General features: G+C 72.7%; 12 protein-coding genes and 1 pseudogene. 7 read left to right on the plus strand and 6 right to left on the minus strand.

Annotated elements, in window-relative coordinates:
* The 3 genes and pseudogenes from PV364_RS34160 to PV364_RS34170 all read right to left on the minus strand — a co-directional run.
* Positions 1-756: sirohydrochlorin chelatase (locus PV364_RS34160; RefSeq protein WP_319664554.1), on the minus strand; the 756-nt coding region annotated here is incomplete at its 3' end.
* Positions 757-1,032: 276 nt separating this feature from the next.
* A pseudogene (locus PV364_RS34165) lies at positions 1,033-1,194 on the minus strand (SpoIIE family protein phosphatase); the annotation flags it as partial.
* Between the two features lie 30 nt (positions 1,195-1,224).
* Positions 1,225-1,653, minus strand: coding sequence for a gamma-glutamylcyclotransferase family protein (locus PV364_RS34170; protein ID WP_319664659.1), 429 nt, complete (start codon positions 1,651-1,653; stop codon positions 1,225-1,227).
* 56 nt (positions 1,654-1,709) lie between these two features.
* Between PV364_RS34170 and PV364_RS34175 the strand changes: the two genes are divergently transcribed.
* The 4 genes from PV364_RS34175 to PV364_RS34190 all read left to right on the plus strand — a co-directional run bounded on the left by PV364_RS34175 (position 1,710) and on the right by PV364_RS34190 (position 4,196).
* Complete coding sequence (locus PV364_RS34175) at positions 1,710-2,402, plus strand: vancomycin high temperature exclusion protein (RefSeq protein ID WP_319664556.1); 693 nt, start codon at positions 1,710-1,712, stop codon at positions 2,400-2,402.
* Positions 2,399-2,665, plus strand: coding sequence for a hypothetical protein (locus tag PV364_RS34180; protein WP_319664557.1), 267 nt, complete (start codon positions 2,399-2,401; stop codon positions 2,663-2,665). Before PV364_RS34175 ends, PV364_RS34180 begins: the two co-directional genes overlap by 4 nt.
* 341 nt (positions 2,666-3,006) lie before the next feature.
* Positions 3,007-3,204: an antitoxin gene (locus PV364_RS34185; RefSeq protein ID WP_319664559.1), complete on the plus strand. Its 198-nt coding sequence runs from the start codon at positions 3,007-3,009 to the stop codon at positions 3,202-3,204.
* A 59-nt stretch (positions 3,205-3,263) separates the two neighbouring features.
* Positions 3,264-4,196, plus strand: coding sequence for an oxidoreductase (locus PV364_RS34190; RefSeq protein WP_319664560.1), 933 nt, complete (start codon positions 3,264-3,266; stop codon positions 4,194-4,196).
* Positions 4,197-4,300: 104 nt separating this feature from the next.
* Here the strand turns inward: PV364_RS34190 and ppdK are convergent, their stop codons facing one another.
* Together ppdK and dusB are read right to left on the minus strand one after the other, a co-directional pair.
* The gene (gene ppdK, locus PV364_RS34195) at positions 4,301-7,066 is read right to left on the minus strand and encodes a pyruvate, phosphate dikinase (RefSeq protein WP_319664562.1); all 2,766 of its coding nucleotides are present in this window, start codon (positions 7,064-7,066) and stop codon (positions 4,301-4,303) included.
* Between the two features lie 348 nt (positions 7,067-7,414).
* A complete protein-coding gene (dusB, locus tag PV364_RS34200) occupies positions 7,415-8,566 on the minus strand; it encodes a tRNA dihydrouridine synthase DusB (RefSeq protein WP_319664563.1) in 1,152 nt (383 codons plus the stop codon).
* A 120-nt stretch (positions 8,567-8,686) separates the two neighbouring features.
* On the opposite strand from dusB, the gene PV364_RS34205 reads away from it, so the two are divergent.
* Genes PV364_RS34205 through PV364_RS34215 form a run of 3 tightly spaced genes read left to right on the plus strand, consistent with a single transcriptional unit; the run spans position 8,687 to position 11,126 of the window.
* On the plus strand, positions 8,687-10,099 hold the full coding sequence (locus tag PV364_RS34205; RefSeq protein WP_319664564.1) for an MFS transporter: 1,413 nt from the start codon (positions 8,687-8,689) through the stop codon (positions 10,097-10,099).
* Positions 10,096-10,509: a MarR family winged helix-turn-helix transcriptional regulator gene (locus tag PV364_RS34210; RefSeq protein WP_319664565.1), complete on the plus strand. Its 414-nt coding sequence runs from the start codon at positions 10,096-10,098 to the stop codon at positions 10,507-10,509. The genes PV364_RS34205 and PV364_RS34210 overlap by 4 nt, the downstream gene beginning before the upstream one ends.
* A 41-nt stretch (positions 10,510-10,550) precedes the next feature.
* Entirely contained in the window at positions 10,551-11,126 is a 576-nt protein-coding gene (locus PV364_RS34215) for an NADAR family protein (protein WP_319664566.1), read from the plus strand.
* Between the two features lies 1 nt (position 11,127).
* Here PV364_RS34215 and PV364_RS34220 read toward each other — a convergent pair whose 3' ends face one another.
* The gene (locus tag PV364_RS34220; RefSeq protein WP_319664568.1) at positions 11,128-12,006 is read right to left on the minus strand and encodes a helix-turn-helix transcriptional regulator; all 879 of its coding nucleotides are present in this window, start codon (positions 12,004-12,006) and stop codon (positions 11,128-11,130) included.
* Positions 12,007-12,158 lie beyond the last annotated feature (152 nt).

Below are 12,158 nucleotides of genomic sequence, written 5' to 3' on the forward strand. Positions count from 1 at the left end.
GCCGGGCGCGGCGGCCGCGGCGGCGGCGGCGTGCCGGCCGGGCGCGGCGAAGCAGGAGGCGACGGCGATGTCGTGGCGGCCCGCGGCGGCCAGTGCGCGCACGGCGTCGGCGACACCGGGCCCGGCCCTCGTGTACGCCGGGACCACCGGGACGCCGCCGCCCAGCCGTGCCTGGAGCAGCGCCGCGGTGCGCGCCGTGTCCCGCGCCGACCGCGGGTCGCGCGACCCGGCGGCGGCCAGCACGACCGCCGCACGGTGCGCGTCCCGGGGCCGCGGGACGCGCCAGCCGGCCTCGGTCAGCCGGTCGTGCAGCGCCTCCGCCAGCAGCGCGTGCGGTCCGAGCGCCGCGGCGATCCGGCCGCCCGGGTGCGCGGCGCGGGCCAGCACTCGCGGGATGCCGGCGGTGACGTGGTGGCCGTGCGCCAGCATGAGCGGGACCAGCACGGCGTCCCGGCGCAGCGCGGCGAGGGTGTCGTCGAGCAGCGGCTCGTCGAGGTCCAGATGGCCGAGGCGCACCGTCAGACCGGGCCGCAGCGCCCTGACCGCGTCCGTCAGCGCGTGCGCCGTCCGGGACGCCCCGGGGTCGCGGCTGCCGTGCGCGACGAGCACCAGGACGGGGGGCCGCCCGGACCCGTTCAGCGTCACTCGCGACAACTGGCTGCTGAGCTGCGCGGTGATCAGCGCCAGGAGCTGTCCCGTGCTGTCGAAACGGTCCGGTCCTTCAGCGCCGTGGAGCGGGGGTTCCAGTGCCGTCATGGAGCGAGTGTGCCCACGCGGGGTTGCCGTGCCGTTGCACGGAAATGACGTCTGGTCCCCGCCACTCCGTCCACCGGTCGCGGACACGGGCTCCGCCGCGCCCCGGCGGGAACTCACCGGCCTCGGCGGCAGCGCCGGTGGTGTCCCTGGTGGCCGGCGCGGGCGCCCTCCTCGGGGCCGACCAGCAGGAGGGCGGTGTCGTCCGCGGGAGCGGCGGCGAGACGGCCGGCGAGTTCGTGGACGGCGGTCCCGATGTCCGTGCCGGGGCGCTCGGGTCTACAGCAGGAGCACTGCCCCCGGCGGGAACGGGATCTCGGTGGCCGGGTGCCCGGCGTCGGCCTCGACGCCGAGGACGATCCCCGACCGCGCTCGCACGATGTCGGCACCGCCGCCCGGACGGCGCACGATCGCGGGCAGGTGGCCCGCGCCGGCCGGTGTCGCCCGCTGCCGTCCCGCGCGGCGCGGGGGTCAGCGGTGCTTCCAGTCACCGCCGTGGATGGGCCGGCCGGAGGCGCGCAGGTCCCGTTCGTGAGCGGGGGCGGCGAGGTACACCCAGGCGGGGAGGGTCTGGCCGGCGTAGGTGCGGACGTCGCGGACCACGCGCTCGTAGAGGTTGCCGGCCGCGCCGGGGGTGTACTCCTCCAGGCGGTCGAGGTCGGTGAGGACGTCCTCGTAGAGGTCGTCGAGGGGCTGCACGACGTCGCCCTGGACGTGGCCGCGCACGTCGGGCACCGCGTACGGGTAGCCCGGCCCGTCGAAGAGCAGGGCGCCGTGCAGGACCGCCGGGGTCTCGGTGGCGATGCGGCCGCGCAGCAGCCAGGAGTGGTTGATCTCGCCGGGCCGCAGGGTCCCGTACACGAAGAACGGGAGGCGGGAGTGGTCGTCTCGCACGATCATCATGGAACCGCAGGGACGTGGGCGGCGTCGACTCGGGCGTGAAGCGGTTGCGCGGGATGACACGGACGGCTGTCGCGGGAGTACGGGCCGTGGCGGCGCGCCTGCCCAGGTCCAGGCGGGGCAGGCGGCGGTTGCTGCGCGCCGCGGTGGCGCTGTGCGTGCTGGCGCTGCTGCCCGCCACTTGGCTCCGGCTGACCGCGGACCCGCGGGTCCGCACCCTGGCCGACGCGCCCGCCGAACCGGTCGCGGTCGTCTTCGGCGCCGGGCTGTGGAACGGCGAGCCGTCGCCGTACCTGGCCCACCGGCTGGACACCGCCTCGGCGCTGTACGCCGCCGGGAAGGTGCGGGCGGTCCTCGTCACCGGCGACAACAGCCGCACCGACTACGACGAGCCGACCGCCATGCGGGACTACCTCGGCGCGCACGGCGTCCCCCGCGCGAAGGTCGTGCTGGACTACGCCGGCTTCGACACCTGGGACTCCTGCGCCCGCGCCAGGCGCATCTTCGGCGTCGCCCACGCGCTCCTGGTCAGCCAGGACTTCCACATCCGCCGCGCGCTCGCGCTGTGCCACGCCGCGGGCATCGACGCCTACGGGATCGGCGTCGACGAGCCCCACGACGTCACCTGGTACTACGGCGGGGCCCGCGAGATCGCCGGCGCCGCCAAGGCCGCCGTCGACGCCGCCCTCACCCCGGACCCGCACTTCCTCGGGCCCCGGGAGCACGGCATCGCGCAGGCGCTGCGGTGAGCACCGGCGTCGTACGGGACGGTACGGCGCCGCCGGAAGCGGCGGCGCGGCAGGCACTGGCCGCGGAACTCGGCTACAGCGAGACGGTGTTCGTGGACGACGGCGCCGAGGTACTGCGGCCGCCCGCGGGCGGGGTGAGGGCCGCGGCGGAGGGCCCGTTCACCCGGGTGCGGGGGCGCGCGGAGTGGGCGCCGGGGCGGCGGACGCAGGCGTACCGCTCACCGGCGGAGGTCGACGCGCCCGCCTTCCCCGCCGCCGGGTGACGGCCGGCCGTACGCGTGGGCGTGGGACGACGACGTCCGGGGCCGCGTGAGGCACGGGCGTCGCCGCTCCGCGAGGACGGCATCGTGGCGGACGAGGCGACCGGGGCGGACGCCCCGGCGCTCGGCGACGGGCTCCCGCGGTCGCCGGGAACCCGTCGGGGCAACGGGCTCGCGGATCCTCACCCGCGTGCGCCCCGGCGGCGCCGCGGACCTCGGCGGCCGGGTGGTCCGGACCCGCTGAACCGCTCCCCACCTGCGGCATTGGGCGTGGCTCGGGATGCGGATCTTCAGCGGGGCGGTGATGCTGGGAGGAGTCCCACCTCACGGCAAGGAGGACAGCGATGTCCATGTTGGACAAGATCAAGGCCAAGCTGAAGGGCCACGAGAGTCAGGCCCAGAAGGGCATCGACAAGGGTGGCGACACGCTCGACGAGAGGACCGGCGGCAAGTACCAGCGCCAGGTCGACACCGGCCAGGACAAGCTGGGCGACGAGTTCGGCACGGGCGGCTCGGGCGAGAACCGGCCTCCCCACTCCTGACGCCGGCGGGGCCGCCGCGCCCGCTTCCGGCAGCGCGCGGCGGCCCTACGCTGGCTGCCATGGCCTGGACCGCGAACGACATACCCGACCTGAGCGGCCGCACCGCTGTCGTCACCGGCGCGAACAGCGGCATCGGCTTCTGCACCGCACGCGAACTGGCCCGTGCCGGCGCCCGCGTGCTGCTCGCCTGCCGCAGCGAGGAACGCGGCAAGGACGCGGTCCGGCGTATCCTGCGCGACGTCCCGGCCGCCCGCGCCGGCTACCGCCACCTGGACCTCGGCGACCTGTCCACGGTGCGCGCCTTCGCCAAGGAGTACGACGCCGACCGGCTGGACCTGCTGGTCAACAACGCGGGCGTGATGGCGCTGCCGCACCGCACCACCCCCGACGGCTTCGAGTCGCAGATGGGCGTGAACCACCTCGGCCACTTCGCCCTCACCGGCCTGCTGATGCGGCATCTGCTGGACACCCCCGGCGCGCGCGTGGTCACCGTCTCCAGCTGGCTGCACGCGATCGCCGACGTGGACCTCGGCGACCTCAACAGCGAACGCGGATACCGGCGTTGGATCGCCTACGCCCGTTCCAAGAGCGCGAACCTGCTCTTCGTCCACGAACTCGCACGGCGCCTGGCCGCCGTAGGCGCCGACACCGTGGCCGCGGCGGCGCACCCAGGGTACGCCCGCACCGAACTGCAGACCCGGGGCGCCCGCATGGAGAACCGCCGGGTCGCCGAGCGGCTGATCGGCATCGCCAACCGCGTCGTCGGCCAGTCCGCGGAGGCGGGCGCTCTGCCCCTGTTGTACGCCGCCACGGCGCCCGGTGTCCGGCCCGACTCGTTCACGGGGCCGCGCCTCCAGGGCTGGCGCGGCTCACCCGCCCCGTCCTGGCGCGCCAAGTGGACCCTCGACGACCGCGCGGGCGAGATGCTGTGGGCGGCCTCCGAGCAGCTGACGGGCGTCACCTACCCGATGGTGGTCCCACCCGCCGGGTGAGGGCGGGCACGGGTGCCTCCCGGAGAGAGAGCGGGGGCGGCACCTTCGCACAAAGGTGCCGCCCCCGGTGAGGGAGGGAGATGGTCCATGGGGCGCCGGGGTGGTCACCGGCCGCCGTTGCCCCTGTTCTGCGCCGCGGCCCGGCCCGCCTCCAGGCGGGCGACGGGGATGCGGAACGGGGAGCAGGAGACGTAGTCCAGGCCCACCTCGTGGAAGAAGTGGACGGACTCGGGATCTCCGCCGTGTTCGCCGCAGACGCCCAGCTTGAGGCCGGGGCGGGTGGCCCGGCCGGCCTCGGCGGCGGACCGCACCAGTGAGCCGACGCCGTCGCGGTCGATCGTCTCGAACGGGGAGACGCCGAAGATGCCCTTCTCCAGGTACGCCGTGAAGAAGCTCGCCTCCACGTCGTCGCGGGAGAAGCCCCACACGGTCTGGGTCAGGTCGTTGGTGCCGAAGGAGAAGAACTCCGCGGCCTCGGCGATCTGCGCGGCGGTCAGGGCGGCCCGGGGCAGCTCGATCATCGTGCCGAGCGTGAGTCCCAGTTCGGTACCGGTGGCGGCCTCGACCCCCGCGATGACCGACTCGGCCTCGTCGCGGACGATCTCCAGCTCCTGGACGGTGCCCACCAGCGGGATCATGATCTCGGGCCGGGGGTCGCCCTTGGCGTTCTTGCGCTCCGCGGCGGCCTCGGCGATCGCCCGCACCTGCATCGCGAACAGGCCCGGGATGACCAGGCCCAGGCGTACCCCGCGCAGGCCCAGCATCGGGTTCTGCTCGTGCAGCTTGTGGACGGCCTGGAGCAGCCGCAGGTCGTTCTCGTTGGCGTCCTTGCGGGACTCGGCGAGCGCGACGCGTACCGACAGCTCGGTGATGTCGGGCAGGAACTCGTGCAGCGGCGGGTCGAGCAGGCGCACGGTGACCGGCAGGCCGTCCATCGCCTCGAAGAGCTCGACGAAGTCGGACCTCTGGAGCGGCAGCAGGGCCTCCAGCGCCTCGTCGCGCTCGGTGTCGGTGTCGGCGAGGATCAGCCGCTCGACGAGCTCGCGGCGCTCGCCGAGGAACATGTGCTCGGTACGGCACAGGCCGATGCCCTGGGCGCCGAAGCGGCGGGCGCGCGAGGCGTCCTCGGCGTTGTCGGCGTTGGCGCGCACCCGCAGCCGACGGACCCGGTCGGCGTAGGCCATGATCCGGTGCACCGCCTGCACGAGCTCGTCGGCGTCGTCGGCGCCCGCGTGCATCCGGCCCTCGAAGTACTCCACGACCGGGGACGGCACGACCGGGACGGTGCCGAGGTAGACCTTGCCGGAGGAGCCGTCGATGGAGACGACGTCGCCCTCCTCCACGACGATCCCGCCCGGCGCCGTCATCCGCCGCCGCTTGGTGTCGACCTCCAGCTCCTCGGCGCCGCAGACGCAGGTCTTGCCCATGCCGCGGGCGACGACGGCGGCGTGCGAGGTCTTGCCGCCACGCGAGGTGAGGATGCCCTCGGCGGCGATCATGCCGTTGAGGTCGTCGGGGTTGGTCTCGCGGCGGATGAGGATGACCTTCTCGCCGGAGCGCGACCACTTGACCGCGGTGTACGAGTCGAAGACGGCCTTGCCGACCGCCGCGCCCGGCGAGGCGGCGATGCCCCAGCCGATCCGCTCGGACTTCGCCTTCTCGTCGAAGCGCGGGAACATCAGCTGCGCCAGCTGGGCGCCGTTGACCCGCTGCAGGGCCTCCGCCTCGTCGATGAGCCCCTGGTCCACCAACTGGGTGGCGATACGGAAGGCGGCGGCCGCGGTGCGCTTGCCGACGCGGGTCTGCAGCATCCACAGCTTGCCGCGCTCGATGGTGAACTCGATGTCGCACAGGTCCTTGTAGTGCGTCTCGAGGGTCTCCATGATCTGCATCAGCTGGTCGTAGGAGGCCTTGTCGAGCTGTTCGAGCTCGGCGAGCGCGACGGTGTTGCGGATGCCCGCGACGACGTCCTCGCCCTGCGCGTTGCACAGGTAGTCGCCGTACACGCCCTGGTGGCCGGTGGCGGGGTCGCGGGTGAAGGCGACGCCGGTGCCGGAGTCGGGGCCGAGGTTGCCGAAGACCATCGAGCAGATGTTGACGGCCGTGCCGAGGTCGCCGGGGATGCGCTCCTGGCGGCGGTAGAGGATGGCGCGCTCGCCGTTCCAGGAGTCGAAGACCGCCCGGACGGCCATGTCCATCTGCTCGCGCGGGTCCTGCGGGAAGTCCCGGCCGGTCTCCTTGGACACGACGGCCTTGAACTGCTCGACCAGGCCCTGCAGGTCGCCGGCGTCCAGGTCGAGGTCGTTGTGGGTGCCCTTGGCGCGCTTGGCGTCCTCCAGGGCCTCCTCGAAGCGGTCGCCGTCCACGCCCAGCACGGTCTTGCCGAACATCTGGATCAGGCGGCGGTAGGAGTCCCAGGCGAAGCGTTCGTCGCCGGCCTGCGCCGCGAGCCCGGCCACGGAGTCGTCGGACAGGCCGATGTTGAGGACGGTGTCCATCATGCCCGGCATGCTGAACTTCGCCCCGGAGCGCACGGAGACCAGAAGAGGGTTGTCCGGCTGGCCGAGCTTCTTGCCCATGCGTTGTTCCAGCGCGTCGAGGTGCGCACTCACCTCGTCGCGCAGGGCCGCGGGCTCCACGCCGGAGTCCAGGTAGACCTTGCAGGCCTCGGTGGTGATCGTGAAGCCCGGAGGGACGGGCAGGCCGAGGTTGGTCATCTCGGCGAGGTTGGCGCCCTTGCCGCCGAGAAGGTCCTTGAGGTCCTTGTTGCCCTCAGTGAAGTCGTAGACGAACTTCTGGATTTCTTGTTCTTCCGACACGGGACTCGCTCCTCGCGGCCGGGATGCCCTGACGGCGGGGAGCGTACCCATCTCGAAGGCGCTGCAGTACGTCCATCACCAGGTCACACGGCTGTAACCACCCATCGGCCGATAGATCGAAAGCGCCGGGACCGGTTCGGGCGGGCATCGGATGCATTCAATCCTCGAACACATGATGCCGCCACGTGATCACGACGGGCGGTATCTGTTACTCCATGCGAGGGATGGCTTGATCGGATGGCGCCGACAACGATGGCACCCAGTGCCACCCCTAAGAGAGGTGACATGACACTCGGCGCGCTCATCTGAGCAATGCCCCTATCAGGCGTGGCGAGAATCACTCGCCGCGCCGGCACGGCGTCAGACCCCGAGGGCTCCTCCACGCCGCGCGGAATGCCGTCAGCCGCCGGAAGTGTCCGATTCCGCGTCCGCATCCACGACCACCGAGCAGTCGTACGGGTCCTCCAGCCAGCCGTCCGGGAGCGCCACGCGCTTGCCCGCCGCCGTACGGCCGCGCGGGCCCTCGGCGCCATCCGGCCATTCCTGGTCGAGGTCGAGGTCGTCGAGGTGGGCGTCGAGCTCCGCCAGGGAGGACGCCATGGCGAGCTTGCGGCGCATCTCGGAGCCGACCGAGAAGCCCTTGGTGTACCAGGCCACGTGCTTGCGGAAGTCGATCACGCCGCGCTCCTCGTCGCCCAGCCACTCCCCGAGCAGCTCGGCGTGGCGCCGCATCACCCCCGCGACCTCGCGCAGCGCCGGGGTGGCCAGGGTGCCGTCACCGTCGAACGCGGCGACGAAGTCGCCGAACAGCCACGGCCGGCCCAGGCAGGCGCGGCCCACGACCACGCCGTCACACCCGGTCCGGCCCATCAGCCGGATCGCGTCCTCGGCGCTCCAGATGTCGCCGTTGCCGAGCACGGGGATCTCCGGGACGTGCTCCTTCAGACGGGCGACCGCCTCCCAGTCGGCCGAGCCGCCGTAGTGCTGGGAGAGCGACCTGCCGTGCAGCGCGACCGCGGCGATCCCCTCCTCGACGGCGATACGGCCCGCGTCCAGGTAGGTGACGTGATCCTCGTCGATGCCCGTGCGCATCTTGATGGTCACCGGCAGGTCGCCCGCGTTGGCGACGGCCTCACGCAGGATCGAGCGGAACAGGTTGCGCTTGTACGGCAGCGCCGCGCCGCCGCCCTTGCGGGTCACCTTCGGCACCGGGCAGCCGAAGTTCAGGTCGATGTGGTCGGCCAGGTCCTCGTCGACGATCATCCGGACCGCCTTGCCGACGATCACCGGGTCCACCCCGTACAGCTGGATCGAGCGGGGGGTCTCGCTCTTGTCGAAGTGGATGAGCTGCATGGTCTTCTCGTTGCGCTCGACGAGCGCCCGGGTGGTGATCATCTCGGAGACGAAGAGCCCCTTGCCGCCGGAGAACTCCCGGCACAGCGTGCGGAAGGGGGCGTTGGTGATCCCCGCCATCGGCGCCAGCACCACAGGCGGCCACACGGTGTGCGGGCCGATCGTGAGCGGTGGGGCGGTGATGGCGTCTGCAGTCATGCGCCCCATTCTCGCCCATCCGCGGACGGCCGGGCGCACGGAGTGGGTGTAGATTGAAATGGTTACACAAGTACAACCAAAGTCCGGGGCGGGAGCCCCGGCGGAGCGGACGGGGTACCGATGCCGGAGCTCAGCCACCGCAGGCGTCTGCTGGTGCTGGCCATTTGCTGCATGAGTCTGCTCATCGTCAGCCTCGACAACACGATCCTCAACGTGGCGCTGCCGTCCATGCGCGCCGATCTGCACGCCTCGATCTCCGGACTGCAGTGGACCATCGACGCCTACACCCTGGTGCTGGCCTCGTTGCTAATGCTCTCCGGCTCGACCGCGGACCGCATCGGACGGCGCCGGATCTTCCGCCTCGGCCTGGTGATCTTCACGGTGGCCTCCGGCCTGTGCAGCATCGCGCCCAGCCTGGAGTGGCTGGTGGTCTTCCGCATGCTGCAGGCGATCGGCGGCTCGATGCTCAACCCCGTCGCGATGTCGATCATCACCAATGTCTTCACCGACCCGCGCGAGCGGGCCCGGGCCATCGGCGTGTGGGGCGGCGTCGTCGGGATCAGCATGGCGGCCGGCCCGATCATCGGCGGCGCCCTGGTGGAGACCGTCGGCTGGCGCTCGGTCTTCTGGATCAACCTGCCCATCGGCTTCCTCGCCCTGGTGCTGACCGCCCTCTTCGTCCCCGAGTCCCGGGCCCCCCGGCCCCGCCGGATCGACCCCGTCGGCCAGTTGCTGATCATCGCGCTGCTCGGTTCGCTGACGTACGCGATCATCGAGGCGCCGGGGGCGGGCTGGGGCTCGTCCCTGATCATCGGCTGCCTCGTGGTCGCGGTGTGCTCGGCGGCGGTACTGATCGGCTACGAACGACGGCGCAAGGAGCCGCTGATCGACCCGCGCTTCTTCCGCAGCGCGCCCTTCAGCGGGGCGACGGTGATAGCGGTGAGCGCCTTCGCCGCGCTCGCCGGATTCCTCTTCCTCAACACCCTGTACCTCCAGGACGTGCGCAAGCTGTCCGCCCTGGACGCCGGACTGCACCTGCTACCGATGGCCGCCATGGCGCTCGTCTTCGCCCCGCTGTCCGGCCGCATGGTCGGCAGCCGCGGGCCGCGGCTGCCCCTGCTGCTCGCGGGCACGGCGACGACGGCGAGCGGGGTGGTGTTCGCCGCGCTGCACGGCCAGTCCTCGGACGTCCTGCTCTTCACCGGGTACGTGCTGTTCGGCATCGGCTTCGGCTTCGTCAACGCGCCCATCACCAACACCGCCGTCTCCGGCATGCCGCGCTCCCAGGCCGGGGTCGCCGCGGCCGTGGCCTCCACCAGCCGCCAGGTCGGCCAGTCGCTGGGCGTCGCCGTCGTCGGCGCGGCGCTGGCGGCCGGGCTGAACATCACGGCCTGGTGGATCATCACGGGCTGCGGAGTGGTCGTGCTGGTCCTGGGCTGGCTGACGAGCGGGCCCTGGGCGGCCGGCACGGCGGCACGGGCCGCACAGCGCCTCCAGGCCGACGAGCCCCGGGAAATGGTGGGGGCCGGATGAACGACGTGACACCGGCCCGGGTGTGGCGCAACATGCGCACCCTGGTCCTGGAGCGCAACGAGCGCCGCCGGGAGGTGGCCGACGCCCTCGGCATGAGCTTCTTCCGCATCAAGGCGCTGCGCCGGATCGCGGCCGCGCCCGTCACCCCGGGCGAACTCGCCGCCGACCTCATGACCGACCGCCCGTACATCACGATCGTCGTGGACGACCTGGCCGGGCGCGGCCTGGTGGACCGCACCCCGCACCCCGACGACCGCCGCCGCAAGGTCGTGGCGGTCACCGCGGCGGGCGCCGCGGCCGCCGCCGAGGCCGAGCGCATCCTCGGCACGCCCCCACCGGCGCTGGCGGCCCTGTCCCCGGACGAACTCGCTGTGCTGGACCGCGTGCTGGGCCGGCTGCTCGACGAGTAATCCCGGTGACCGCTGTCGGACCCCCGCGTTACCGTCACGGCATGACGCAGACGCAGATCACCGAGCCGGCCGACGTTCGCGACCACGACACCCTCGTGGCGCTCACGGCGCGGGGGAAGCAGGCGAAGTACCTGTTCTTCTGGGGGCACCGGCCGCAGGCGGACGGCAGCGTGGGCGCGGGCTGCCTGAGCCAGTGGTGGCCCTCGGAGTTCTCCGTCGACGGCGTCGTGTACCCCACCGCGGAGCACTGGATGATGGCCGGCAAGGCCCGGCTCTTCGGTGACGAGGAGACCCTGGCGAGCATCCTCGCCGCACCGCATCCGCACGCGGCGAAGCGACTGGGCCGCCAAGTGCGCGGTTTCGACGGCCGGGTGTGGGAGCGGCGGCGCTCGGAGCTGGTGGTGGAGGGCAATGTCGCCAAGTTCGGGCAGGACCCCGCGCTGCGCGGCTATCTGCTGGGGACGGGCCGGCGGGTGCTCGTCGAGGCCAGCCCGGTCGACCGCATATGGGGCATCGGCCTGGCCGCCGACGACGAGCGCGCGGCCGACCCCGCGCAGTGGCGCGGGCTGAACCTGCTGGGCTTCGCCCTGATGGAGACCAGGGCGCGGCTCGGCTGAGTCAGGCGGGGACGGGTTCGGGCAGTCCGGCCGCGGTCACGGCGGGGACCGTGACCAGTTCGTACAGCCGCTGCACCCGCTCGCGGGTGAGGTCGTCCGCCGGGGTGTAGGTCACCAGCCGCGGGCCCTGCCGGGGGCCGAGCCACAGGTGGGTGAAGTCGAAGGTCAGCAGGCCGACGTAGGGGTTGAGGAAGCGCTTGGCGCGGTTCTCCGGCTCCTGGACCTCATGGCGCTCCCAGAGCTCGCGGAACTCCGGTGACGCCTGCTCCAGCCGTTTCACCAGCGACTTCCAGGCGGGCTCGGCGAGGTGCTCGGCCATGGCGGCACGGTACTTGGCGACCATCTGCCGGCTGGCCTCCTTCCAGTCCGGCATCCCCGCCCGCCAGGCGGCGTCGGTGAAGGCCAGCCACATGATGTTGCGGTCCTCGAAGGGCAGCGCGTCGAGGTCGGCCACCAGCCGCCCGTAGGTGCGGTTGTGGGCGATGACGTCGGTACGGCTGTTGAGGACCGCGGCCGGCAGCGGCTCCAGCTTGCCCAGCATCTCGCGGATCTGGTCCGACATGCCGGGGCAGCGGGCGCGCGGATTGGGGTCGGTGACGCCGGCGAGCCGGAACAGGTGGGTGCGCTCGTTCGGGTCCAGCATCAGCGCACGGGCGATGGCGTCCGCCACCTGGGCCGAGATCTGGATCTCCCGGGCCTGTTCCAGCCACGTGTACCAGGTGACCCCGACCGCGGCGAGCTGCGCGACCTCCTCGCGGCGCAGCCCCGGCGTGCGCCGGCGGCGCCCGGGCGTCAGGCCGACCTGCTCGGGGGCGATCCGCTCGCGGCGGCTGCGGAGGAAGGAGGCGAGCTCCTGCCGGGCTGCTGCGGTCGTCGTCATGGCTCCAGGGTGCCCCATGTACCCAGCCCGTTGCCAGGTGGTCCTGATACCTGGATAAACGCTCTCTGGTACCACCTTTGAATGGGGCCCATCGTGGCATACGTGACCGATCGAAACGACCTCCCCGTCTCCACCGGCCTGCCCTCCCGGGC

This window comes from Streptomyces sp. MI02-7b (assembly GCF_033793585.1).
In the GTDB taxonomy this organism is placed as follows: domain Bacteria; phylum Actinomycetota; class Actinomycetes; order Streptomycetales; family Streptomycetaceae; genus Actinacidiphila.